This window comes from Arsenophonus endosymbiont of Aleurodicus floccissimus (assembly GCF_900343025.1).
Classification (GTDB): domain Bacteria; phylum Pseudomonadota; class Gammaproteobacteria; order Enterobacterales; family Enterobacteriaceae; genus Arsenophonus.
Window position 1 is genome coordinate 108,718 of the sequence record NZ_OUND01000005.1, and the last position, 25,013, is coordinate 133,730.

The window sequence follows — 25,013 nt, forward strand, 5'->3', positions numbered from 1 at the left end:
CAAGTTAAATGAATGTTTATATTGATTATTTGTTATTTAATTAAATGTTAAATTTTATATCAAAAATGATTTACGTTATTTATTATTAAGCACGTTAGTATTTTTATTTTGTCTGCAATACTGCCGTGTAGAATTATAACCATAACAGTATTAAAGTGAACAAACCATATAATTTAATCAATAATTTTAAATTTTGTGACTTAACAAGCTGATATTATTAGTTTATTTAATTAATAAAATGTTCTAGTAATAGCGGCTATTCGACTTTTTTTTGCCATTATTAACTAATAATTTAGCTTTTTAGTTATTGATTAATTGATATCTTAGACAAAAGTATACCACTAGCAAATTGCTTAAAAATTAGCCAGTTTAGAACTAGTTATCAGATATGATCTGTATCTATAAATTTTATGATTAATGGTGTTAGTCTCCCCTGAGAATTAACCCGGTGAGAGGAATGGAATGAAAGGACTATTTTTTTAGTTGATCATAGGTTTTTAGTGGTTGTTGTTTGTTATAAGCATCACCAATATAACGGTGAGAAGGTTTCAAATCTTTGTTAATGACACTTTTAGTGACATCCAATCCATCATAATCAAGCCCGGCTAAATCTGACCAAGTGTGGATTAAATGCATAATACTGTAGGGTCTATTTACCATGGTATCTAAATGGCGTTGGTGAGTATTAATCCATTGGGGTGATTGCCAGATAATAAAAGGGATCTCATACATAGGGCGGATTGGTGCTGCTTCATTACGACCTAATATATGATATGGCGGTATGTCAAAAACTTCTTCTCCATGATCAGAAAAATAGACTAAAAAACCGTTTTCACTAGACGCAGCAAAATCTCTAATTAGCGATGCCACTACCTTATCGTTGAAGTGTTGTGCGCTATCATAGTCGTTATAATCGGCTTGCTCACTTTTAACCAGATTGGTGGGCATAGTATCTTATTTTATTATCAAATATTCCCTCATCTTTAGGGTAACGATAGGCGTATTTCATATGGGTGCCAAGTAGATGGACAATGATGAATTTCTTTTCTGCTGGATCTTTTAATACTTCACTGAATGGTGCTAATACTGATGTGTCATATTGGCGTGAACTTTGTGCCATATCGTTGTTTAGATAATATTGTTTATTGGTCTGGCGCGAAAATGCGGTTAACATGGTATTACGCTGAGTTATGGTTTATTGATTGGTGATCCAGAAAATTTTATAACCTGCTTGCTTCATCATATTGATCAAAGAAGGAGCTGTTTTATAAAGTTCTGGGTGTAATTGATCGGCAAAAGTTAATGCTTGTTGTAACACTTCGATAGTGTAAGGGCGTGAGGTAACTACATCGGTGAACGCTTTGAAATTATTTGGGTATTGTGCTTTTAATGCGCTTAATTGAGGTGTTGTTTGGCGGCCATATCCATATAAACTCATGCGGTTTCGACTTGTCGATTCACGAATGGCTAACACTAACGTTCTTGGAGTAGCGCCATTATTATCAATCAAATTTTTTAAAGGGGGATATTTTAGCATTGTGGGTTAAAATAGCTTCTATATTAGTAAGCTAATTTTGATAAAGAAAATAACCGCTAATAAATTGCCAAGGAGCAGCATAAGCCATCCTGGCATTTAAATATGGCATTAGGTCATCAAGATCGCCGTTTGATTTGATAACTTTTTTGTAAAAAGGGGCACCAAAAAGAATACCGATAATAATTATTGTCAATATAACTTTGGCTGAAACGGAAATATGAACAGGTTTTATGCGTGTCCATAAAAAAATAGCGATAAGTATATAAACTAATAGGCTTGCGATAACTTTAATACTTAAATATTGTGTTAAGAATTGACTCGCTTCATGTGTGTTTGTTTCAAACATGATAAACATGACACTTTGTGAAAACTGTTGGCCATAAACAATATAATAGGCCAAGGCGAGATGGCAGAAGATAGCCAGAGAAAAATGCCTATAAAATGGCCGCAACCAATTTAATGTGGCGAGAAAAAAACAGTGCTGGAATGAGCCAAAGAGTGCTGTATAAAAGGGAATCTTTCAGACCAATGGTATTTACTTTGACCGGTTGTTACAAGAATGATTTGAATAACTGTAGAAAAATAAAGGAAAAAGACAAGCAACCAGATAAAGGCTACTAAGTTATTTTTTATTTGGTGAAGAATTAAACATATAATTTATGCTCATCAATTTTGGTTTTTTAAACGTAAGGTGTTATGTACTATTTTCATTATCAGCTATTTTGACGACTGATAATCTTTTTGAACATTAAACGAAATAGAAATAATTGCAACAAAAATATTGTTCCCTTTAAGTAATTTTTGAAAATATGTTGCCAATTTTGGCGTTGGCAAGAAGTATTATTAAATTAAATTTTAACTAACATCATAGTCAATTATTTTTGTTTTTTATAATAAATATAAAGAATACAGTAATAATAACAACAGCTAGTGTTTTTTGTGACAAAATAAATAAAATCCAATCTTGTTTTTTTGCATCTTTTATTTTTTTGCTGAAGATATTAACTAGATGATTTATTGTGTTAATTTGGTGAACTAAATATATTGATAGCTTAAATTTAATATTTATAACTAATATTTTATAAAATTTTTTATTTAACAATATGATCGTAATAAAAATTAAATAGACGAAATAAAATATTATTGAATAATAATTATTTGAGTAAAATAGATTTTTTAAAAAAAACATTTTATCGTGAACTTTATAATAAAACAATTTATTAAAGATTAATAATAATTCAAGTGAAAACAATAAAGTTACCGCCATTGGTAAAGAATTGAACCCGCGAGCGTTAAACAAAGGCGCGGCCTGCCGTTCCCTGAATTAATTGTATCTATTGATATCTTTTATTCTTATACACACAGCGATTGCTGCATATCCTGCTCGACATTAGTGATTTTTCTTAAACCAAATTTCTTCTCGAAGATAGCGAGCAAATCTGGCGTCAAGAAAGCGGGTGTCGTTGGGCCAATTATGATATTAGTTATGCCAAGTGACAGCAAAGTGAGTAAAATAGCAATCGCTTTTTGCTCAAACCAGGAGAAAACTAGTGATAGTGGTAGATCATTCACGTTACACGCTAATTTTTTCGCCAGTTTGATGGCAAGAATAATTGCGCCATAGGCATCATTACATTGACCAACATCGATTAAGCGTGGTAAGCCTGCTATTTCACCAAAATCCAATTTATTAAAACGATATTTACCACAAGCTAAAGTTAGAATTATGCAATCATTCGGCACATGAGTGGCAAAATTGGTGAAATAGCTACGCTTAGGGCGCGCTCCATCACAACCACCTACAAAGGAAGATATGACGTAATTTTTTACTGCTAATTAACTCAATTAGTGTATCTGTTGCATCCAGCAGAGTGCGGCGACCAAAACCAACTGTAACCTGATGTTCAATTTCACTATATGGGAATCCTGCCATCTGCTGTGCCATAGCAATCACAGGGCTAAAATCGTTACCTTCCAAATGGTTTACCTCTGGCCATCCAACAATACTGCGGCTCCAGATACGACCCGCATAGTTGCCAACAAATAGATCGATAATACAATTTGATGTCATGATAATGGGGTCGGGGAACTGGGCAAACTCGATTTGTTGATTCTGCCAGCCACCTCCATAGTTGCCGGCCAGATGTTTGAACTTATGTATTGCTGGGTAGCGGTGTGCCGGTAACATTTCACCATGGGTGAAAATATTAATACCTGTACCTTCAGTTTGTTGCAATAAGTGGTATGAATCTTTCAGATCATGGTCTGAAACTAGAATACATTTACCTGCAATGGGTTTTACGTTAACTTGTGTAGGTATTGGGTGGCCATAAGTGTTAGTTGCACTGGCATCTAAAATACCCATTACCTTAAAATTCATCTGACCAATTTCCATTGCACATTGCAATAAGGCATCCATATCAGATGGCAAGCTACCTAACCATGCCATAATTTTATGGTACTGGTGTAAATATCGTTATTGTATTGACCGAGAACTCTGGTATGCTCCATATAAGCCGCTGCACCGTTCAAACCGTACAGACAAAGCAGACGTAAACCAAGAATATTTTCACCAATCACCGCTTTATCTTTATTTAGCGCGTATTCTGCTGCTTGATACTGTAACTTGCTAGGATCGTCACTGAATAACTGCAGTTCGGCCATTAGAAATCGTTGGATCTTTAGCTAAGCATTTGATTTTCAGTGCCTCACGTTTGGCTATTGCCTCACGTGTAATAGGCGATGATACGCGAAGAGTCAAAATTTACATTAGTCAAAGTAGAAAAAAGGATACGCGGTGAAAAGTGGTTGACTTGATGATCAATGATACCGTTTTGATAAGTTTTAACTGTCCATGCCGATAGTCCCTGTAGCACAGCGATCAATAGATCTTGTAAATCAGATGTTTCAGCTGTTTTACCACATACACCTCGGGTATAAATACAGCCATTATCGGCTAGGCTACATATCGTTTGCCCACATTACACACAAAACATGCTAACTCCATTAAATTTGTATTTTATATACATGTTTATACTATACTTCAGCCTAATCAGTTGAAAATATATTTTTAAAACAACTTGATAGGAAATTGATTTAGTACAGTTTTGGCGTTAAAGGGAATGCATCTAACAGTAATAATGGAATAAGCAACCAAGAATTTTGCTTTTTATTATCATTGAATATTACGCTTCTAACATTAGTTAAGTTAGCGACAGCGTTAATATCTAGGCTAGTGAAGGCTAGGCATCTATCATTACACCACTATTAAGTAAAATATCTATTTGTTTATCACTATACTTTCATTTTCATTGATGGGTATTAATGCAACTATAATGGTATTTTTACGCTTTAATTAATGCCTCTACTTTTAATCATTAAGTTTTATGCTTAAGCGCTAATTGACCACTGTTGCTAACTGGAAACGCAAAAATTATGGTGGCAAATGAAAAGAGATAACGATATTGAGGTATACACTTTAAATCATTTTAACTTATCACGATTAATGCGATCAAAGACGTCAATTTTGGCGGTAGTGTGGCATAATTTCCAGCTACTGGGAATGCTAACAAATTATTATTGTATTATTTACTATTAATTATTTGTTATATCAATGCGATTGCTACTAAAGAAAAAATGGCCCAAAATATTGCTGATGATGTATTCTATTGGATGAAATAATTTATGATTAAAATCTTTTTGGCGATCTCAATAGGCTCTGCGCTTGGTGGTATCTCACGTTGGCTTTTGTCAACCAAATTAAATCCATTAATTGCACTTTTACCATTAGGGACTTATCTATCAAATGTTATTGCTAGTTTTATATTAGGTCTTGCTTTTGCTTATTTTACTAACCATTATACCCTATCACCTGAGGGCGATTGATGGTAATGACTGGTTTTTGTGGTGGTTTATCAACTTTTTCTATCTTTTCATTGGAAGTTATGCTCTCCTTTCAGCAACAGCGCTACTATCATGGATTTTTGGAAATCTTAATTCATGTGGTTAGTACCTTATTGGTAACTTACCTTGGTATACTGATTAATTTAGAATTGCTAGCATCTGACAATTTTTGTCAACCTAATAAATTGCTTAAACACACTCTTTTTCTGCTAAGTCTAACGCAAAATAGCTTAAAATCAGATTAGCACCAGCACGTTTGATGGCACCTAATGTTTCTAGCACAACATCGATTTCATTAATCGCGCCTGCTTGAGCAGCAAATTTAATTTGGGCAAATTCACCACTGACCTGGTAAGCCGCTAATGGTAGTTCAGTTCGCTCACGAATATCACGAATAATATCGAGATAAGCACCAGCAGGTTTTATCAATAAAACGTCAGCGCCTTCTTGTTCATCTATCAATGATTCTCTAATTGCTTCATGACGATTCATTGGATCCATTTGATAACTTTTGCGATCACCAATTAAGCAAGAGCCTGCCGCTTCGCGAAAAGGGCCATAAAGGTTAGATGCAAATTTAGTTGAATAGGACATAATACCGGTATTAGTAAAACCTGCTTTATCCAGCGCCTCACGAATTGCCCTGACTTGCCCGTCCATTGCGGCAGAGGGCGCAATAAAATCAGCACCCGCATTTGCCGCAGTGACTGCTTGTCGGCCGAGGTTGAGTAATGTTGCGTCATTATCAACGCTATTGCTACCTAAAACACCACAGTGGCCGTGAGAGGTGTATTCACAAAAACAAGTATCTGACATGACTAGCATATAGGGTACGCTATCCTTGCAGGCTTTTGACATACGGGCAACTAAACCATTCTCTTGCCAGCTATCGCTACCTGTTTCGTCAAGATGATGGGAAATACCAAATAACATCACTGACTTGAGCCCGGCTTTAGCGATCCGTTCGATTTCATAAGGTAACTTGTGTTCCGGGATACGAAAAACCCCAGGCATAGTTGCAATAGGCTGATAATCTTTAATTTCTTCTTCTACGAAAATGGGCAATATAGTAGATCATTTAGCGTTAAAATTGTTTCTTTAAATAAAGTGCGAACTGTTTCTGTTTGACGTAATCGCCTTAAACGACGAATAGGCTGTTGATATTGCACACCTTCTCCTTGCTATTGCTACATAAATTATAATTAATCGTATAATTTTTTTCATAATAATATTTGCAGCGTATTATAAATGTTATTAATTCATCTTAGATCTTTATTGATAGCGCTGTTTCTATATGCATGCCATTTTGTCTTATTGGCTGAATCCTAAATAGAGATAAATAATTAATACGATTATTGCGGTAACAATAGCATAAGGCATCTGGGTTCTGATATGTTCAATATGATCACAATCAGTCGCCATTGAAGCAACGATGGCGTCGCTAGAAATTGGCGAAGTCATATCACCAAAAATTGAGCCGGTAATCGCTGCTCCGATCATTAGTTCAGTAGGCATATTAACGGAAAGCGCTAATTGCACGCCAATTGGGATCATGATAGCAAAAGTTCCCCATGAAGTGCCGGTTGCTAATGACATGATAGCGCTGATTAAGAAAATAAAAGCTATCGAAAACCCTGCCGGCAACATGCCTGAAGAAATTTGTGCAATATAAGCACCAGTATTAAGATCGGCAGAAACATTGCCCATTAAAAAAACTAAAATCATCACTAAGCTAATTTTGATCATGCTGGCGTAACCGATATAAATTTCCTTAAAGAAACTTTCGATCGTCAAAATGCGGCGGGCTAAAAACCAGATAAACGAGACTAAAGTACCAAACATAACTGCCCAGTAAACAGAGGTTGAGCCACTGCCTTTAGTGAACTCGCCATTACCGGTGATATATAGAGCGATAGGCACCATTAAAACCGTTGCCAGAATAGGAATAAAAAAGTTCAATACAGTGTTGGTTGCTGGATGATCAATGACTTCCTCATCAGCAATGGAAGATGGCTGATGAGATCGATGTTGATTGGCAATCGCTTTTTGTTCAGCTATTTTCATCGGCCCCCATGAATAATCGGTGAGGATATAAAATAGTACTGAAGCTAGTGATAACCAAGCCATAATATTATATGGCATAGCGGTAGCAAGGATTTCGAATGGTTCGCCTGAAATAAAACCTTTAGAGATTTGTACACCAATAACCCCCATCATGGCCGCTCCCCAACCATTGATCATGACAGAAGAGCATACAGAGACACCAGAGGTTTGAATAATATAGGCCATTTTTTCTGCGGAAACACCATAATATCTAGCAATATTTTTAGTGGAAGCCCCAGCGACTAATTGATTAATAGAACTCTCAATAAAAATGATTATTGAAATAAACATGGCTAGCAGTTGAATTGCTTTTTTATTTTTTATTAAACGCGTTTTATTGGTTAGTAAATATACTAAACTTCTAACACCTCCGGTGACGCTAATTAACCGTATAATTCCGCCAATTAACAAAATAAAAATAATAGTTTGTGTATTGCCGGGCGAGGCAAAAGTAGCAATAATTCCAGTTAGTGTTGCTGGAATGCCTAACAAAATATTGTGATCGTTAATAACGGTATAACCAACTAAAATACCTATCAATAATGATAAGATCACTTGGCGTGTTATTATCGCGAGTATAATAGTGATAAGCGGCGTAATTACTGTCCAAATTCCGTAGTCATTCATTGCGATACCCTATCTCTAGCTGAGTATTAAAAATTAAGTGCTTGCTCTAAATCGTTAAGTAGATCATCAATATCTTCTATCCCTACGGATAGACGTAATGTTGTATCGTAAATGCCCATTTTTACTCTTTCATCTTCAGTCATAGCGGCATGGGACATGGTTGCTTAATGATTTACCATGCTTTCAACACCACCTAATGACTCGGCCAGAACAAAATATTGCAATTTGCTGATAATATTTTTTACGTTATCTCGACTGCCATTAATGTTGATGGTAACAACAGCGCCACCAGTTTTCATTTGTGTCTGACAAATATGATACTGGGGATTATCTGATAGCCCTGGATAGTATACTTTTGTGATATTACGATGATTATTTAAAAACTTGGCAATTGTCAGCGCATTAGCGCCTTGTCTTGTCATGTGAAGATCTAAAGTTTTTAATCCCCTTAATGCAAGATAAGCATCAAAAGGTGAAGCAATAGCACCAATAGTTATTTTAATAACATCAATTTTATCGGCTATTGTGGATTGGTTAGTGATAACGGCACCACCGATTAAGTCTGAATGTCCTTCTATGTATTTACTAGTAGACAGGATGACAATATCAGCGCCTAATTCAAGGGGTTTTTGATTCCAGGCAGTAGCAAAAGTATTATCGACACAGGTTATGATATTATTTTCTTTTGCCAACTGACAAATTTTACTGATATCAACAAGTTCTAATAGCCGATTAGTAGGGCTTTCTATCCAAATCAGACGGGTATTATTGCGTAAATGCTGTTTGACTAGTTGGAGATTATTGAGATCAATATAATCAACTTGATGACCACTTGTTTCTTTGATTAATTTTTTAAATATACGGTAAGTACCGCTATAGAAATCTTGCATGGCAATAATATGAGAGTTTTGTGGTAGCAAATTTAATACTAGTAATGTTGCAGCGACACCCGATGCGGTTGCGGTAGCATAAATACCCTTTTCAATATCGGCAAGTAACGTTTCGTATGTATAGCGAGTTGGATTTTTAATTCTTGAGTAGCTAACTTCACCATTTATATTAATATTTTGTTGAATAAAACTACTTTACTGTGGTGATAGTGGGGAAAAGCGCGTTATTAGCTTTATCAAGTTGGTTCCCACCATGAATTAAAATAGTTGAAAATTTTGCCATTATAATCCTTATATTTTTTCTAATCAGTGTTAATTCATTATATGACAATAAGTATAGTTGTATAAATGGATAGAATTACAATAGATTTGTGTTAACCAAAGGGTCTATTTGATATATTTGTACTGCTGTATTTATCTTACATGAATATGCTAAGGAGTAATTGCGTATTTTATAAAATAACAAATATTTTATATTTTTTTAGTTAATATAATATATATTTTGTTTTTATAATATTGAATTACCAAAAAATTGGTATTTATAATGACATATTGGGAAATAAGAAATTTTATAACTAAAAAGAAAATATAGACTTTATAATATTCTTATGAATTATTTTTAAAAATCATCTATTCTTTTATTTTCATTGCGTTTTGATATTAATGTCTTTATATAAAAATCAATTAAGTATTTCCAAACAAAAATAAAATATTGTTATATTAATGTTTATATAATACATAATCATAATGTAAGTTAAATTTTATTGTATAAAATTTTTATTCACAATATAAAATAATTTTCCATTTATCATGTTAGGTGAAATAGTTATATTTTGATTTTATTTTAGTGTTAAAATCTATCAATGATAGCTTATAAAGATAATTTCTATCATTAATTAGTGTTTAAAGAAAATTAAAAAATAGCTTAAAAAATTATCACTTATAATAAGAGGAAAGCGGCTATTTAGTGGCTAGTTGCAAGCCGTAAGAATAACTAATTTTTATAGAGTGAACGAAATATTAGTTATTAAAATTTAAGTTTATTTTTATACAGAGAAAAAATGAATGATAAGAAAAATTGGAGCATTAAAAGATGATGAATTAATTAGTTGTAAACAAAAGCCTGTAGTATATATAAAATATATATTTATTAGTATAATTTTGTATTTGAATGGGAAAAAGTATTTTATATCTACTTTTTTTTTAAAAAACAAACATAAATATATTGAGATATCATTAAAAATATTTAATAAACTATTTTATTAGTCAATAAATTAATGTTGAGTGTAAGTAATAATAAATTTATAACAGTAAATTTTATTTAATAAAATATTTAGGAATAATAACAAAATAAATTTATTATCAAATAAAATATCAAAAAAGAATATTTTGTTGTAAAGGTTTAAAAATATTTATTATAAGATAATAAAATGTTTAATTTTAGATAAATTTAAGCATTAAATGTTATGACTAATTTAAAGATACATTGCCTACGTTTATTTTTTTTTGATAGTTTTAGGCTATCAATAATGTGTAAACGGATCGATAAAAACAAATTTCATAATTGAGGTAATATGATTTTAATATTTTCTTGTAATAGAAAACTATTATAATATATTATTATACTTCCTATATGTTTTATTATTTAAAAATCATACTGATGCTTGTTTTCATTAACGGAGTTATAAATAATGGAATTAGAAAGTTTAAATTTATTCATATTAGTGGTAAGAGTTTTTTAACCTTCAATCATTTTATTTAATGTAAATAATAAAAAATTTGTAGAATAACAGATAGTGTAGAGCAATTTTATTATAGATACCCTTTTCAAGGATGGCTATTAATTAGACTATTAAATAAAGTTGTAGAAGAGGATGCTTATTATGAAACATCAAGATTTAGTTTTTCAATTTTTAGATTATCGATTGCATTGCAATGAAATGCTGATGAAAAATGGAGAAATTATTGCAGTACTACCTAAAGAATTAATAGCATTAAGCTGTCTAGTGGCTAATAGTAAAAAGATTATAAAGAAAGATGATATCGTTGATTATGTTTGGCAAGGTGGCTAAGTAAAGGATGAATCAGTTGTTCGTTGCATATATTCATTGAGAAAATTGTTTAAACAGGAAAATTTGATTATAACCATTTATGGTAGAGGATATTGTTTTAATAGTGATGTAAAACTTATTCATTTAAATGCGAAGAATGATTATTTATACGAAATTCCTTAACCATGATAAGCGGCAAAGAGGACTTTATATGCAAAGTATTGGCAGAATATTACCTGTATTTAAAGAGGGTATTTGTTCTTCAAATACAATAAAGGATAGTTTTCAGCGTTTAACATTGAACATTAAATGTAAATAATCATGATTTCGTCATAATTTGGTTGTGATCTTTGGGTTATTTTAAGGTTTAATGAGATCGTGTTTTTTGCTAGAAGCTGGTTTCATGTTAAGGAGCAAGTTTTGGGGCAGAGTGAATATGTGTGGATAAAATATGACGAAATTTTATTATAAAATCCAGTTTTTTATTATGTTACGGCAGTAAGTAAAACAGAACTTCGTATTAGTTCAAAAGAAAATCAGGAAATTTGTTGTTTCGATATTGGAGAAAGCGTGATCATGATGATTTTACCTTTTAAAATAGATATTCTATCGGGTGAAATCAGGTTAAAAAATAAAATATCTTACATTTAGCTAAAATGCAGGCTTTCATTGATAAAGCAAATAATCAAATCCATAATTTTAAGAATAATTACCTTTTTGCTTTTATTAATTTTAATTTTTATACTTATAAAAAAAATCTTGAATATTGGTTTTTGAATCAACAAATTAATAAAGAAAAAAAGCAGAAAGGTTTTCTTCTTTATTACGCCAAAATGAAGAATATCATATTGTCAGTTTTATGTTTGAAGAATCGATGTTAGAAGGAAACCAAAAATTACAGAAAATGAGTGTCAAATATGGATTATCTGTTTTTTACTTTAGAAAATTAGCAGGAAATACATTAGGTAATTCGCCTAAAACTGAGTTAAAAAAAATGGTGATTAGTTAATGCGTTATTACATTTAAACGATAAAAATAATAATATTACACAAATAGCTTTTAAATATAGTTATTCCAATTTGTCTCATTTTTCTGATGAAGTGAAGAGTTTTTTGGGATAAGGTCCGAGCCGGTTAAAAAGATACTATCAAAGTAAAGGATCTAGTGTCACCGATGAAGAAATTACTGATAAGAAAAGATAGTAGTATATTGATTTTTTTAGTATTTTTAAATTTCATATTATTGTCCAGTTCTAAAGCTGTATCAGAGCAAAATATCGAATCAGGTTATAATGCTAAAAATGAAACTATACGTTGTATTTTTGATGCCTTATTTTCGGTTATTAATAAACCAATCGTAGTTAGTCAGCTTGCTGTAAAAAAGAAAATAACTGGCGATTTTGATCTTAAATATCCGCTAGATACTTTAAAAGACATTACTCAGTAACTTAATTTGATGTGGTACGATAATAGTCAAGTAATATATATTTGTGATGCAATTGAAATGCGTGATACTGTTATTACCTTACATAATACGACAATTTCTGAGATAAAAAATTTTTTAAAAGATTCAGGTCTGTATGATGAACGTTACCCATTACGCTCAGGTAGTAACAATCGTTCATTTTATATATCTGGGCCACCGCCAGTCTATATTGAGACGATAATTAATACTGCTCAGTTTTTAGATGAAGTGACTACAACAAGCTTCGATGGCCAAGAAAAAATAGCAATTGTGCCATTATATAATACATTTGTAGATGATCGTCATTATCAATATAGGCTTAATGATATTTACTATTCCAGGAATGGTATCAATAATAAATAAATTGATGGATGCTTCAAGTAGTAATATTGCAAAATTAAAAACGCATACGCTAAAAAAAATCAAGATGATTTAGCTAATCAGAATAATAATTCATCACTAACAGATGATTTATCGTTAAATACAGGTGCGGTTTCTATTATATTTAATTCTGGTAATAATAGCTTATTAATAAAAGATAATAAAGAACAAGTAAATTATTTACGAAAGATTGTAGAACAGCTAGATATCACTAAAAGGCATATATAACTATCGGTATGGATTATTGATATAGAAAAAAAGCGCTTGAGTAGCTTGGTATAAAATGGAGTGGTGGTGCTAATATTGGGAAAAATTAGGTATATCGATAAATGCAGGAACAAGCACTATTGATATAGTTAGTTTTATGGCAGATATATTTGCATTAACAAGGAATGATAAAGCAAATATTGTTTTTTGGTCAATGGTTTTAACACAAGAAAATATTCCAGCAATATTTGACAATAATCGAACTTTTTATACTAAATTGATTGGAGAAAGAGTAACAGATTTAAAAAATGTTACTTATGGTACAGCAATTAGCGTATTACCTAGGTTCACTCTTGATAATCAAATAGAAATAATGATTACCGTTCAAGACGGAAGCCGAGGGCAACAATTAACTGATCATTTACTAGAAATAGGACGAACAGATATTGGTACTATTGCTAGAGTGACTCAGAGTAAAAGTTTATTAATTGGTGGTTATACTCGTGATGAACATAGAAATATAGAAGAAAAAATACCATTACCGGGAGATATTCCTTATTTAGGTAATAATATTTCGCTATACTACTGAAAAAAAGGATAGTTTGGTGAGAGTATTTCTTATACAGCCTAAAGAGATTATTAATCCTTTAAGTTTGAGCGCAGAAAATTTTGCTAAAAAAGTAATAGAAGATAGATATTGATAATAAATTAGAAAATTGGATGTCAAATTTTTCGAGTAATCGTTGATGAGTAATAACATAAATAATTCTAATAATATTGTCCAGTACATGCTGCGTCATAGACGAAAATTAATTATGGAAAAAGTAAATACTCAGGAAAAAGTGGATCGATACGAGGCACTCGATGATGAAAGCGAGTGCAAAATTGAAGAAAGGCATCAATATAATCAAAAAAAATTTGGTAATGAACAAGGAAAAGCACTATTACTATCGCAAACTAGACAGAGAAGAGAATTAGTTAAAAAAAGTGAATTAGAAAATTGTAATAAATTTGACTATGTTTTGGATGATGAAATCGCTAAAGTGGTAAATATTTTATCTGCGCCGAAAATTTCTCTCCAAAATTTAGTAGCGCAGCTTAGAAAGTTAATAACTGATGATAGTGATTTAGTAATTGTATTACGAGCTTTAATTAGGCGTAATATGCTACATGAAAAAAAGGAAAGAAAATAACAGATGTATTAAGTTATGTAGAACAAAGCACGAATAAAAAACGATTAAAATCAGGAATTAATGTTGCTCTTAAAGCACGTATATTTAGCTCTAAAATAGATGTTGAACCCTATTTACTGCGTGAAAGTTATCGACAATTTATTGAAACGGATTTATATGAGATAAAAATTTATGGTAACTGGATTTCAACCTATGGAACAGAAAATCGAAAAATAATTTTGCAATTTATTGAAAATGCAACGATTACTAATATTAATTCCAATTATCCCAGTTGTAGCCGAATAGAATTTGGCAATCTTTTGTCAAGATCAAATCAAATAAAAACAATAAAATCATGTGATAAATTCTTTATTGTATCTTTAATTAACTATTATAAAAGTAAAGCAATTCCCTTTCGGCAGTTAAACATAGTATTATTTTTTTATTGGAGTACTTGAAGAACCTAATGCTACAGGTGATTTTATAGATTTATTATTAAAAGTGGATAGTGGTAATGAAGATAAAGGAAAAATAACTCAATTAATTTATAATTTAATAAAAAAATTACCACTATGTATTTTTATTAGTACGAATGATAAAGAAATAATAAAAGAGCAGTTGATAGAAAAATTAAATAATTTTTTTATTTAAGATAGCATAAATCACTATAATATTTGAGTAAATATAAATAAATTTCTAAATGAAATAAAAAGACATTCAGAGTTGTTTGTATTAATTTTAGTTTTTATCATCATTTCGATGTTGGTAATTCCCTTATCTACTATATTTAGTTGATTTTTTAATCGCGTTAAATATTATTTTATCTGCATTAGTATTTTTATCTTCGTTTTATGTAAATAGAATACTAAATTTTTCATCATTTCCTGCTATTTTATTGATAACTACATTATTTAAATTATTGCTAACCGTCAGTACAAGTCGATTAATATTAAGTGAAGCTGATGCAGGGGAGATTGTCACTGTATTTGGGTAATTTGTTATTGCTGATAATTTAGTTGTTGGGTTTGTCATTTTTACCATAGTTACCATTGTACAATTTATGGTTATTACCAAAGGTTCAGAACGTGTTGCAGAAGTTGCTGCTTGTTTTTCTCTGGGATGGTATGCCAGGCAAACAAATGAGTATCGATGCTGATCTACACTCTAGTATTATTGATGCAGAAGAGGCTAAACGTCGCGGTGCAGTGTTGTCGAACGTGAAAGCCAGCTGTATGGATCTTTTGATGGTGTAATGAAATTTATCAAAGGTGATGCAATTGCGAGTATTATTATTATCTTCATAAATTTTATTGGCGGCATTAGTGTTGGTATTAGCCAACATCATATGGATTTTTCGCATGCTTTAGCAACCTATACGATTTTGACGGTAGGTGATGGATTTGTTGCACAAATCCCTGCTTTATTAATAGTGGTTGCGGCAGGTTTTGTTGTTACCAGAGTTAATGGTGATAATGAAAACTTAGGTAGAACGATCATTAACCAATTATTAACTAATCCCTTAATTTTGATTATTTCAGCAATTATTGCATTGAGCATTGGTAGTTTACCTGGTTTTCCTTTTATTGTTTTTTTATTGATTTCGGCAATATTAGATAGTATGTATTATCTTCAATTTAAAAGAAATAAACTAAATAAAGAAGATACGGCATTGATTGAAAAAGATGAAATAACGGACTTAGAGATAGATAATCAAGGGATGATTAATAAAAAAACAAATGAAACGATCCCTTTAATTTTGGTTGTTAATAAAAGCGTAATTGAAAATTTAAAAAAAGAAAATGTTTCTGTCAAATTAAAAATAAATTTTATCTAGACTATGGAATAAACTTACCTGATATCATAATCAGTAATTCTGATGATTTAGAAGAAAATACCATAGTGCTATTAATGAATGAAATAAAAGCAGATCAATTTTATATTAGATATGATGGATATCGTCTTATTAATAAGAAAGATGAAATTGAACATCTTGGAATCGACAGGATTACTATTAATAATGATATTTTGATAAATGAAACGGATTATGAAAAAATAAAAGAAATAGGATATTTATGTCGCCATTATATAGATGAAATTTATTTTAATTTAGCCAATATACTCACTCGTTATGTACACGAATATTTTGGTATACAAGAAGCTAAGCAAGAAATTGATAATTTAGAAGAAAGGTATCCAGATCTTATTAAGGAAGTCGTAAGGCATGCAACTATTCAAAGAATAGCAAGAAATATTACAACGGCTAATTAATGAAAAAATATCAATAAAAACATGAAATTAGTTATGTAAACTATTGCACAATAGGCGCCAAAATAGAAAGATGTTATTTTACTTGTCAAACATATTCGTAGTGCATTAGGAAGATATATTTTTCATAAATTTTCGCGAGGAAATAATTTAAATGTTATTTTATTATCAAATGAAAATGAAGAAGTTATTCGGAGTAATATACGAAATACCTCAGCCGGTGCTTTTTTGAATTTAGAACCTAAAGAATCTGAATATTTATTAGATAAAATATCATTAGCATTAGATAACATGCCGTTATCTTATAATGATTTTGTAATTTTATGTTCAGTTGATATTAGAAGATTTTTAAAAAAGTTTGTTGAAAATAAATTTAACAATGTGGATGTTATTTCTTTTGATGAATTCACAGAAACGGTTTCCGTAAATGTATTGAGAACGATTTAAAACTAAATGGAGAGAGTATGCCATATTGATATTGCCTTATTAATTCGTGATGCGCTAGCACATAGTGGTTGTGATAAAAATTTAATTTATGATTTTGATGAACATTCAATGATTACTTTAGAATTTAGTGATTCATTAGATATCAATATAAGTATTGATGATAATTGTGTATGACTTTGGAAACCTCTTTGCGAAGTGAGCAGTAATTTAATTTATCAATTAAGCGAAAAGATATTAAATAAATTAATGGAAGAATACCTATTTACCGTGACTGGCGGATATAGTTATGATCTTGATGAAATTGATATCTTAATGAAAAATAAAGCAAAATATAATATAATAGTAGATAATCAACTTTATAATATCACTTTAAGATTATCTGATGTTAGCATAGAAAATATTATAATAAGTAATTAGTCAATATTCAAAGCTTCTGGAAATATAGAGGAAGTAAAAAACAATAACTTTAGTAATTATAAAAAATATGTTCAAACTGATAAAAAATTTGGCTAGATACATCTTATAAAACATGAAGATAGTGTTATAAAAAAGGAAAATATTGCCAATAAATTAAGTATTAATAATATAATCGATATAGATTATATAACTAACTTAATTGACTTTGTTGGTTTAGCATCTCGTGGACAGAACAAAAAAATTAGCGCAAATAATTTATTTAACTATCAAGAAATGAATTTAACACCAAGTTATGAAACAATGCCAATAAGTTATAAAAGTAATATTGATTGCAATTACTATTCAAGACTTATTTTATCTAAAAGAGTTTTTAATAAAAAATAGAACTAGCATCACTGGAAAATTTACAAAAAAATAAATGTATAAAAATAATTTTATTAATTCTAATGAAAATAAATAGTTGAAATATTTTTTCAAAAAATGGGAAAAAACACATTATGTGGATATAAGTATAAATAAAAAATTTCAATATTATCTGATACTTAGCTTTAACCTATCAGATTCATTTGTTGATAATAGAATTTACAGTTATTTAAATAATAATAGTCACTCTGAAAAAAATATTCTTATTATAAGAAAAGATAATAAAGATGAATTTAATAAAAAAAGCGATAAATACCAAATTTTCTTTGAGGATGAGGAATGATAAAAAATTATTTTCCTATAAAAAGCCACAAAGAAATTAATTTAAAGCAATTATTATTTACTTGGCAAAAAAGGAATTATTCAAAAAAGATTTCCATTACCAAATGGAGAGTTATTATTATCTTTTTCTACCAATAAAAATTGGAAAGGGATCATAGATCTTAGAGAATGGTTAGAGTTAATAAAACCAGATTTAAACGGTTTATCTATGTATGCCTGGAAATTTGACGAATTAGAAGCTCTTTTTTTAAATAGCTATACATTAAATGAGTTTTTACCTTCTGAATTATAATTTAATACTTTATATAGTAATGGAAAAATTAATTGTAATGATAGCGATTATAAAAATATCATCGCTATGCTTAGAACAGATTATAGTAATATCTGGATCCATGATGTTGATAATAACTTGAATCATGTAAATAAATTAGAAAAATATAAATATGATCACATCCCAGTGGAACTAACTTTAACAATCGGATTCAGCAATATAACTGTATTAACTTTAAATAATGTTAATGTTGGTGATACTTTATTTGTTAATCAGCAAACACATGATGTGGTTATTCAAAATAAAGTTATCGGACATTTTACTAACGATAATGGAGTCTATATGATAAATACAAATTTTTATAATGATAATATTGATAATACAATCAATGACGATGATAATCTAATAGAATCTAGCGATAAATTAAGCTCTAAAGGTGATATACCGATTACACTTTAATATATTTTACAGAAAAATAAAATTCCTTTATCAGAATTGAAAAGTATTTTTCAAGGTAAGGTACTACCATGTGACTTAGCCGCAGAAAATAATGTTAAAATTTTTGCTAATGGGCTTTTAATTGCAAAAGGAAATATAATTTGGATTGAAGATAGATTGGGTGTAGAGATCACTTATTTATTTCATAACGAAAAATAAACAATTGTTAATATAGAGAGTAAAAGTAGAAATTATGAATAATGATATTTCTCTGATTACCTTATTGGCGTTTTCAGCCTTATTACCATTTATTATAGCGACTGGCACATGCTATATAAAATTTTCTATTGTTTTTATTATGGCTAGGAACGCTTTATGGCTACAGCAAATTCCTTCTAATATAGTATTAAATGGTGTTGCATTAACGTTGTCATTTTTTGTGCTACTACCTGTAGTGAAAACTAGTTATCAAGAATTTAATAAGGTTAATATTGATTATAAAGATATTTATTTTATTATTAACTCAGTAAACTCTAGATTAGGTGAATATAAAAATTATTTAATAAAATATTCAGATAAAGAATTAGTGTCATTTTTTGATAAGTTACATCAAAAGTCGGATGATGGAAATTATGATCAATATGAAAATGGTAATGAAAGCTCTATTACTTCATTGTTTCCTGCATATGCTTTAAGTGAAATAAAAAGCGCTTTTACTATCGGCTTTTATTTATATTTGCCATTTGTTGTTATCGATTTACTTATTTCAAGTATTTTATTATCACTTGGAATCATGATGATGAGTCCGGTAACAATATCTGTTCCTATAAAATTAATTTTATTTATATTCTTAGATGGATGGAGATTGTTATCAAAAGGATTGATAATCCAGTATATTGAACTAGCAACAGGATAATATATAAAGTTTATGAATAATATAATTTTTGCAAGTAATAAGGCATTATGTTTAATATTGATCTTTTCATTATTTACGATCATCGTCGCTACTATTATTTGGCTAATTTTTTGACTTTTTCAGACAATAACTCAGCTACAAGAGCAGACATTGCCTTTTGGATTAAAGTGGATTGGTGTAATGGGATGTTTATATTTACTATCAGGTTGGTATAGCGAAGTTCTCTTAAGTTATGCTCATGAAGTTATTAAGCTAGCACTATCGTGATTTAATATTATGCATATAGATACTAATTTTTGTTTTAATATTTATAGTTTTTTTTCTCATTTAGTTTTCGTAGATTAGCGTATTTTTCCAATATTTTATATTATTCCATTTTTATCTAATAATATTCTATACTCCACGATTAAATTTCCTCTTTTATTATTTATTGCTATGGGTGTATGGCCATGTGATGCATACGATTTACCTCAATTTGAATCGATCAATTATTTAGTCATCTTGCTAAAAGAAACTATTATTGGATTAATGATTGCTATTTTTATTTCTTTACCTTTTTGTGTTTTGCAAATAGCAGGAAATATTATTAATAATCAAAGAGGAGCGACATTAAGTAGTAGTATTGACTATATTAATGGTGTAGACACATCCGAGCTAGCTAATTTTTTTAATTTATTCGCGGTGACACTATTTTTAGCTAATGGTGGGGTTATAATTATTTTAGAAATTTATAACTATAGTTATCGTTTGTGGCTACCTTTTTCAATGGAATTGCCATCAGATTCAAATATTTTAACTTTTATTTCTTATGCAATTTCAAAAGCGATAATATTAGCGAGTTCATTAATTATTATTTTTTTGGCCATTGAAATTATGCTTTGGTTACTTGGTCGATATACACCTCAATTAAATCCATTTTCTATTGCTTTAACTGTTAAGAGTCTAATTTGTTTTACTATACTGATGATCTATTTTTCTTCATTTTTTAGCGAAACGGTATTAGTTATGGAGCAAATATCTTTTAAATTAATTGAAAAAAGTATCTAATGGAATACTATGTCAGCAAACAAAACGGAAAAACCAACGCCTAAGAAGTTAAAAGATGCAGTTCAAAAAGGAAAAAGTTTTAAAAGCAAAGATTTCGTTATCAGTTGTCTTATTTTTTCATGTTATTTATATTTGACAAATTATATTAATTTCACAGCCATAATAGATATTTTGGCGAATACATTAAAAAATAATCATCGTATTACAGCATTAAATTACACTTTTATCCTTTTATTTATAGCATTAAAGGTTTTTTTACCTTTCTTTTTTATGTATATTAATTATTATGCTTACGACGATGGCACAGACAGGATTTAAAATTACAACTAAAGTATTAAAATTAGATTTTAATACTTTAAATCCTATCAATGGGATTTAAAAAATATTCAATATTAGAATAATAAAAGATTTCATTAAAACATTTTTATTTATCTTAATATTTTTTACTGTTACCAATATTTATTTGGGTAATAATAAAAAATTATTTTTGCTCAAATTTATTTAAATATTTAAGATGTTTTTTAGTATGGAAAACGTTACTTATCGATTTTATCGTTATTTTATTATTGTTTTGATTTTAGATTCTGTTGCAGAATATTTTATTCATGTTAAAGATTTAAAGATGGATAAAAATGAAGTTAAACGTGAACATAAAGAACAGGAAGGAAATCCTGAAATCAAATTAAATCAAAAAGAAAAGAATTACATGTCAAAATTTTATCTAAACAAGTAAAAAGAGATATTAAGAGTTCAAAATTTATGATTGCTAATCCAACACATGTCATTATTGGTGTCTATCTAAATCCACAAATAGTTGCTATACAAATGGTCTCAGTATTAGAGAAGAATCAATGAGCACTGGCTACTCGCGCCTATGCTGAAAAGAGGGCGTGCCGGTAATAGAAAATATTGCATTAGTGCGCCGAATATATAATACCCATCAACTTTATTCTTTTATTAATTTAGAGGAAATTGGTAAAATAATTAAAATTTTAAGTTGGTTGCAAAAAGTTGAAAATGCATGGGATAGCTAGGTTACTTACAAGAATTAACATTTTTTATGAGCGTTATTTATGTGAACACGATTTATTTATCTGTTTTAATTGTAAAAGTGAATGCTAGATAGTAATTCAGGAGATTTACTATGCCCTATAATAATGAAAATATATCTCTTACTCAGAATAAACAAGGTAGCTTTGGTCTTGAAGAAACTATTCTGACAGTTATGAATACGGGTGCCACACTAAAAGATATTTATGAAATAGATGAGAATGTTATAGAGAATATTTATGCGCATGCTTATGAATTTTATCAACAGGGTAGGCTTGATGAAGCTGAAAAGTTTTTTAAATTTCTATGTATGTACGATCTAAAAAGTGCTGATTATTTTATTGGCTTAGGTGTTGTTTATCAGCTTAAAAAGGATTATGCCAAAGCCTGTGATATTTATGCTTTATCTTATGTAATGGCAAAAAATAATCATTGCCCGGTTTTTTATTCAGGGCAATACCATTTGCAAATGGGAGATATTGCTAAAGCACTTTATTGTTTTGATTTAGTTTGTAATGAAAGTACCGATATTAAATTAGTAAAAAAAGCGGAAGTATATCGAAAAGTTATTAAAGAAGCTAGATTATCAGAAACAGAAGTTAAAACAGAAAATGCAATTTTTTAATGTTTTATATTTTTAATTAGGATTTATTATATGGGAGAGATAAATACATTTAATATAAGAAAAAATTTTTTTAATAATGAAAATATCAATGCTGATTATTTTAATAAAATTGACGGCGTTATTAAAGATAAAATTACTATTTCTCCCAAAAAAAGTATTCAATTAAATAATAAAGCTAAATTAGAATTAATCCTAGCATTAGAGTTTAACAATAAAAATGTATCCGATAATTCAATAGATATTCCGCAGATTAGAAAGCCTAAACTTTCGCTGTCAGAAAAAAGTAATTTAGTATTAGCTGAAATGCAAAAAATTAGTGTCGAGCTTCAAGGAGATAAATTAAAACTCAGCATTGAACTGTTTAATGTTAAATTAAAGGTTAAGACTGAAAATGCTAATCAATTATCTAATGAAATAGATAAGTTGAATCATGATCAACAACAACAATTAGCGCTTTTAAGTAGCATGAAAATTAAGCTTGAAAGTTTACAATTGAGTAAGAATGAGCTTGAAAAAGAACTTAGTACTAAAAAAATAATAAAAATAACAAACAGATAGATTATCAAAATTTGAAAGAAAACTTAACTGATAAAGATTTGGCCTTAGAAAACCAGTTAGCAGAAGAAATTAATGCTCTTACTGAATTTATCCAACAAAAAGAAACTGACTTAGTCTAATTAAACAACACATTTGAGATGTATTCAAATGAGTGTAAGACTGCTATGAAAGATATAGCTCAATGTACGAGTTTCATTAATCATGCGCTTAATAAATTGAGTCAATTTAAAGCGGCAGACAGAATAGAAAGTGATAAACCTATTGAACAGCATATTAAAGAAACTCTCTCAAATACAGGTGAATTGTTAAAAATTTTATCAACACTAATTATCAATATAGGTAATTGTGCAGTTGATAAATTAAAAGATGATTTGAGATTAATCGTAAACGGGCGATGGCTAATCATTCAAACGCCAATCTGAAGAGTTTGACCAGCAGTACGTAAAGCCGAACAAACGCAAAAAATAGCTAAATGTGTAGGGCAAACCCTTTGGTGGTTTGGTTATGGCTCTTGGGGCAGTCAATGCGTTATTTGGCGGCGCTGGAATTGCTTTGATGGCTGTTGGTGTAGCGTTATTAGCGGCAGATTTTATCGCTGAAAAGCGACGGGTCGATCATTAACCGATAGGATCATGAGCCCGTTAATGGAGCATGTTTTTATTCCATTAATAGAGATGTTAGGGTAAAATTGTTAATGCGATATTGGAGTACACACCACTGGGCGGTTTGTTAAAAGAGATCGATAAGGCAGCAGGAACTAATATATATGGGATAACAAAGGGCATTGTTACGGCGGTGGTCGCGCGGTTGCAGCCGTTATTGCTTTAGTTTATGTGGCGAAATCGGCGGCAAAGAGTTTTTTATTAGAAAAAATGTCACAAACTTTTATTGCCTCAATGGTACAAGTTGCTAAACAAGCAATAGTTCAGGTAATAAAGAAAATTATTCCCAACACCGTAAAAAATGTAACTAATCATACATCAGCGGTAGTAAAAAAATAATTGATGAAATTACTAAAAGTTAGAACAAATTGCCAGTAAGATTTCAACGATGATGGAAAAAACAACTCAGCAAATCAATAAATCTGTATTTAAAAATATGAAACTAAAGTACACTAGAAAAAATTCATCGTTTAATGAAAATTACCGGAACTAGATTAGTTATGAGTAATTAAGTCATTATGTTTACCAATACAGCTGCGTAAGGAGGTTTAAACGTTAACGTTGCCAATGTTCAGCTCCAGAAAACTAAGATCACTGCTGATATGTTGTTTGAACGGCATGAAATTGATCGTTTAATGGATGATTCAAAGAATTTATTTACAACTTATAAACTTCTGCAAGACAGCATTATGAAATTATTTTCTAATATCACAGAGATAATCACTGCTCAAAATAATACTGGTAAATATATTACTAAGTCTATGTGTGCTTAAATTAAAGAGGAAAATATGACACCAATAATTACTTCTGATAATAGAGCTATTTTGTATCAAACGGATCGTAATATTGATGATACCGATACTATTTCAAATAAGGAAAAAACTTCTTTAGCTGGATTTTCGCTATCAGCAATCAATATACACAATATAATAAATAATACCACCCAGGATGAAGCGGAAAAATCTGTAATACGACGACCAGATGTTAAGAGTTATGGAAAGGTTCAAGCTAGTGATGTGAAAAATGCTTTTGAGGATTTACTTACCAATATTGAAAAGGAAGAAAAATTATTTAATTTTTCTCTATCAGATGAAGATCTTGTAAGTATTGCTGATAATATAAATCGTTTTGAGATTACAAAGTTGGCGAATGACTATACAGGTAACCAGGATAGCTTACTTCTGACAATGGTGAAGGCAGCTTTGAGTCAATCAGAGACTAGTCGTCAATTAGCCAATATGTAAACTAAGATCACATATGATTCAATTAAATCAAGT

The 25,013-nt window shown here is 29.9% G+C and carries 32 protein-coding genes and 8 pseudogenes; 33 read left to right on the forward strand and 7 right to left on the reverse strand.

Going from position 1 to position 25,013, the window contains the following annotated elements:
• Window positions 1-471: 471 nt before the first annotated feature.
• The 4 genes and pseudogenes from ARADI_RS18875 to hcp all read right to left on the reverse strand — a co-directional run bounded on the left by ARADI_RS18875 (window position 472) and on the right by hcp (window position 4,506).
• Complete coding sequence (locus ARADI_RS18875; RefSeq protein WP_238149491.1) at window positions 472-948, reverse strand: sulfatase-like hydrolase/transferase; 477 nt, start codon at window positions 946-948, stop codon at window positions 472-474.
• Window positions 929-1,537: pseudogene (locus ARADI_RS21265) on the reverse strand (sulfatase-like hydrolase/transferase). Before ARADI_RS21265 ends, ARADI_RS18875 begins: the two are co-directional and overlap by 20 nt.
• 31 nt (window positions 1,538-1,568) lie before the next feature.
• Window positions 1,569-1,988, reverse strand: coding sequence for a phosphoethanolamine transferase domain-containing protein (locus ARADI_RS18890; RefSeq protein WP_238149494.1), 420 nt, complete (start codon window positions 1,986-1,988; stop codon window positions 1,569-1,571).
• Between the two features lie 902 nt (window positions 1,989-2,890).
• A pseudogene (gene hcp / locus ARADI_RS14060) lies at window positions 2,891-4,506 on the reverse strand (hydroxylamine reductase).
• Window positions 4,507-5,221: 715 nt separating this feature from the next.
• Between hcp and ARADI_RS18895 the strand changes: the two are divergent.
• Together ARADI_RS18895 and ARADI_RS18900 are read left to right on the forward strand one after the other, a co-directional pair.
• Window positions 5,222-5,422, forward strand: coding sequence for a CrcB family protein (locus ARADI_RS18895; RefSeq protein WP_238149495.1), 201 nt, complete (start codon window positions 5,222-5,224; stop codon window positions 5,420-5,422).
• Between the two features lie 5 nt (window positions 5,423-5,427).
• Complete coding sequence (locus tag ARADI_RS18900) at window positions 5,428-5,685, forward strand: CrcB family protein (RefSeq protein ID WP_369407054.1); 258 nt, start codon at window positions 5,428-5,430, stop codon at window positions 5,683-5,685.
• On the opposite strand, the pseudogene hemB reads toward ARADI_RS18900, so the two are convergent.
• The 3 genes and pseudogenes from hemB to ARADI_RS14080 form a co-directional block, all read right to left on the reverse strand.
• Window positions 5,630-6,591, reverse strand: a pseudogene (hemB, locus tag ARADI_RS14070) (porphobilinogen synthase). The gene ARADI_RS18900 and the pseudogene hemB sit on opposite strands and share 56 nt — an antisense overlap.
• A gap of 160 nt (window positions 6,592-6,751) precedes the next feature.
• The gene (locus tag ARADI_RS14075; RefSeq protein WP_119712428.1) at window positions 6,752-8,170 is read right to left on the reverse strand and encodes a Na+/H+ antiporter NhaC family protein; all 1,419 of its coding nucleotides are present in this window, start codon (window positions 8,168-8,170) and stop codon (window positions 6,752-6,754) included.
• Window positions 8,171-8,196: 26 nt separating this feature from the next.
• Window positions 8,197-9,246 (reverse strand): annotated as a pseudogene (locus ARADI_RS14080) (trans-sulfuration enzyme family protein).
• 1,697 nt (window positions 9,247-10,943) lie between these two features.
• On the opposite strand from ARADI_RS14080, the gene ARADI_RS14085 reads away from it, so the two are divergent.
• From ARADI_RS14085 to ARADI_RS14215, 31 genes and pseudogenes are all read left to right on the forward strand, one after another.
• The gene (locus ARADI_RS14085; RefSeq protein WP_119712430.1) at window positions 10,944-11,132 is read left to right on the forward strand and encodes a winged helix-turn-helix domain-containing protein; all 189 of its coding nucleotides are present in this window, start codon (window positions 10,944-10,946) and stop codon (window positions 11,130-11,132) included.
• A gap of 853 nt (window positions 11,133-11,985) precedes the next feature.
• On the forward strand, window positions 11,986-12,120 hold the full coding sequence (locus tag ARADI_RS20060) for a hypothetical protein (protein ID WP_255420737.1): 135 nt from the start codon (window positions 11,986-11,988) through the stop codon (window positions 12,118-12,120).
• 164 nt (window positions 12,121-12,284) lie between these two features.
• On the forward strand, window positions 12,285-12,557 hold the full coding sequence (locus ARADI_RS14090; protein WP_147392418.1) for a hypothetical protein: 273 nt from the start codon (window positions 12,285-12,287) through the stop codon (window positions 12,555-12,557).
• A gap of 6 nt (window positions 12,558-12,563) precedes the next feature.
• Window positions 12,564-12,938 (forward strand): hypothetical protein, encoded by a 375-nt coding sequence (locus ARADI_RS14095; RefSeq protein WP_238149496.1) that lies wholly within the window; start codon window positions 12,564-12,566, stop codon window positions 12,936-12,938.
• Between the two features lie 33 nt (window positions 12,939-12,971).
• Window positions 12,972-13,184 carry a secretin N-terminal domain-containing protein gene (locus ARADI_RS21270; protein ID WP_119712527.1) on the forward strand — a complete coding sequence of 71 codons (213 nt, stop codon included), beginning with the start codon at window positions 12,972-12,974 and terminating at the stop codon, window positions 13,182-13,184.
• A gap of 136 nt (window positions 13,185-13,320) precedes the next feature.
• A complete protein-coding gene (locus ARADI_RS14105) occupies window positions 13,321-13,752 on the forward strand; it encodes a secretin GspD/PilQ domain-containing protein (RefSeq protein ID WP_119712435.1) in 432 nt (143 codons plus the stop codon).
• 226 nt (window positions 13,753-13,978) lie between these two features.
• A complete protein-coding gene (locus ARADI_RS14110; RefSeq protein WP_147392420.1) occupies window positions 13,979-14,356 on the forward strand; it encodes a hypothetical protein in 378 nt (125 codons plus the stop codon).
• Window positions 14,353-14,793, forward strand: coding sequence for an HrpJ domain-containing protein (locus ARADI_RS21275; RefSeq protein WP_119712528.1), 441 nt, complete (start codon window positions 14,353-14,355; stop codon window positions 14,791-14,793). Before ARADI_RS14110 ends, ARADI_RS21275 begins: the two co-directional genes overlap by 4 nt.
• 43 nt (window positions 14,794-14,836) lie before the next feature.
• A complete protein-coding gene (locus tag ARADI_RS14120) occupies window positions 14,837-14,986 on the forward strand; it encodes a hypothetical protein (RefSeq protein ID WP_182853268.1) in 150 nt (49 codons plus the stop codon).
• Window positions 14,987-15,152: 166 nt separating this feature from the next.
• A pseudogene (locus tag ARADI_RS20295) lies at window positions 15,153-15,491 on the forward strand (FHIPEP family type III secretion protein).
• Entirely contained in the window at window positions 15,424-15,588 is a 165-nt protein-coding gene (locus ARADI_RS20300) for an FHIPEP family type III secretion protein (RefSeq protein WP_305000207.1), read from the forward strand. The pseudogene ARADI_RS20295 and the gene ARADI_RS20300 overlap by 68 nt, the downstream one beginning before the upstream one ends.
• Window positions 15,588-16,169, forward strand: coding sequence for an FHIPEP family type III secretion protein (locus ARADI_RS20305; RefSeq protein ID WP_305000208.1), 582 nt, complete (start codon window positions 15,588-15,590; stop codon window positions 16,167-16,169). Before ARADI_RS20300 ends, ARADI_RS20305 begins: the two co-directional genes overlap by 1 nt.
• A gap of 29 nt (window positions 16,170-16,198) precedes the next feature.
• A pseudogene (locus ARADI_RS20070) lies at window positions 16,199-17,047 on the forward strand (FHIPEP family type III secretion protein).
• Window positions 17,048-17,053: 6 nt separating this feature from the next.
• Window positions 17,054-17,221 (forward strand): InvB/SpaK family type III secretion system chaperone, encoded by a 168-nt coding sequence (locus ARADI_RS14130; RefSeq protein WP_119712437.1) that lies wholly within the window; start codon window positions 17,054-17,056, stop codon window positions 17,219-17,221.
• Between the two features lie 21 nt (window positions 17,222-17,242).
• Window positions 17,243-17,464, forward strand: coding sequence for a hypothetical protein (locus ARADI_RS14135; RefSeq protein ID WP_119712438.1), 222 nt, complete (start codon window positions 17,243-17,245; stop codon window positions 17,462-17,464).
• Between the two features lie 460 nt (window positions 17,465-17,924).
• Complete coding sequence (locus ARADI_RS21895; protein WP_182853269.1) at window positions 17,925-18,170, forward strand: SpaN/EivJ family type III secretion system needle length determinant; 246 nt, start codon at window positions 17,925-17,927, stop codon at window positions 18,168-18,170.
• Window positions 18,171-18,248: 78 nt separating this feature from the next.
• Window positions 18,249-18,461: a hypothetical protein gene (locus ARADI_RS22175; RefSeq protein WP_500782740.1), complete on the forward strand. Its 213-nt coding sequence runs from the start codon at window positions 18,249-18,251 to the stop codon at window positions 18,459-18,461.
• Between the two features lie 117 nt (window positions 18,462-18,578).
• Window positions 18,579-18,899 carry a hypothetical protein gene (locus ARADI_RS14145; protein ID WP_182853270.1) on the forward strand — a complete coding sequence of 107 codons (321 nt, stop codon included), beginning with the start codon at window positions 18,579-18,581 and terminating at the stop codon, window positions 18,897-18,899.
• Window positions 18,900-18,902: 3 nt separating this feature from the next.
• On the forward strand, window positions 18,903-19,097 hold the full coding sequence (locus ARADI_RS21280) for a FliM/FliN family flagellar motor switch protein (RefSeq protein WP_119712441.1): 195 nt from the start codon (window positions 18,903-18,905) through the stop codon (window positions 19,095-19,097).
• 34 nt (window positions 19,098-19,131) lie between these two features.
• Window positions 19,132-19,794 (forward strand): EscR/YscR/HrcR family type III secretion system export apparatus protein, encoded by a 663-nt coding sequence (locus ARADI_RS14155; protein ID WP_119712442.1) that lies wholly within the window; start codon window positions 19,132-19,134, stop codon window positions 19,792-19,794.
• A gap of 12 nt (window positions 19,795-19,806) precedes the next feature.
• A pseudogene (locus tag ARADI_RS14160) lies at window positions 19,807-20,061 on the forward strand (EscS/YscS/HrcS family type III secretion system export apparatus protein).
• A 90-nt stretch (window positions 20,062-20,151) separates the two neighbouring features.
• On the forward strand, window positions 20,152-20,841 hold the full coding sequence (gene sctT / locus ARADI_RS14165) for a type III secretion system export apparatus subunit SctT (RefSeq protein ID WP_255420751.1): 690 nt from the start codon (window positions 20,152-20,154) through the stop codon (window positions 20,839-20,841).
• 9 nt (window positions 20,842-20,850) lie between these two features.
• A pseudogene (locus tag ARADI_RS14170) lies at window positions 20,851-21,220 on the forward strand (EscU/YscU/HrcU family type III secretion system export apparatus switch protein).
• A 147-nt stretch (window positions 21,221-21,367) separates the two neighbouring features.
• Window positions 21,368-21,574, forward strand: a complete 207-nt coding sequence (locus ARADI_RS14180) for an EscU/YscU/HrcU family type III secretion system export apparatus switch protein (RefSeq protein WP_119712446.1) — start codon at window positions 21,368-21,370, stop codon at window positions 21,572-21,574.
• Window positions 21,556-21,696: a hypothetical protein gene (locus tag ARADI_RS21285; RefSeq protein WP_369407055.1), complete on the forward strand. Its 141-nt coding sequence runs from the start codon at window positions 21,556-21,558 to the stop codon at window positions 21,694-21,696. Before ARADI_RS14180 ends, ARADI_RS21285 begins: the two co-directional genes overlap by 19 nt.
• Before the next feature lie 35 nt (window positions 21,697-21,731).
• Window positions 21,732-21,875, forward strand: coding sequence for a hypothetical protein (locus tag ARADI_RS14190; protein WP_182853272.1), 144 nt, complete (start codon window positions 21,732-21,734; stop codon window positions 21,873-21,875).
• 110 nt (window positions 21,876-21,985) lie between these two features.
• Window positions 21,986-22,516 carry a SycD/LcrH family type III secretion system chaperone gene (locus ARADI_RS14195; RefSeq protein ID WP_119712448.1) on the forward strand — a complete coding sequence of 177 codons (531 nt, stop codon included), beginning with the start codon at window positions 21,986-21,988 and terminating at the stop codon, window positions 22,514-22,516.
• Between the two features lie 30 nt (window positions 22,517-22,546).
• On the forward strand, window positions 22,547-23,074 hold the full coding sequence (locus ARADI_RS14200; RefSeq protein ID WP_119712449.1) for a hypothetical protein: 528 nt from the start codon (window positions 22,547-22,549) through the stop codon (window positions 23,072-23,074).
• A gap of 164 nt (window positions 23,075-23,238) precedes the next feature.
• Window positions 23,239-23,496, forward strand: a complete 258-nt coding sequence (locus tag ARADI_RS14205; RefSeq protein ID WP_147392421.1) for a hypothetical protein — start codon at window positions 23,239-23,241, stop codon at window positions 23,494-23,496.
• A 411-nt stretch (window positions 23,497-23,907) separates the two neighbouring features.
• Entirely contained in the window at window positions 23,908-24,075 is a 168-nt protein-coding gene (locus tag ARADI_RS14210; protein ID WP_182853273.1) for a hypothetical protein, read from the forward strand.
• Between the two features lie 449 nt (window positions 24,076-24,524).
• Window positions 24,525-24,980 carry a hypothetical protein gene (locus ARADI_RS14215; RefSeq protein WP_119712451.1) on the forward strand — a complete coding sequence of 152 codons (456 nt, stop codon included), beginning with the start codon at window positions 24,525-24,527 and terminating at the stop codon, window positions 24,978-24,980.
• Window positions 24,981-25,013: the final 33 nt, after the last annotated feature.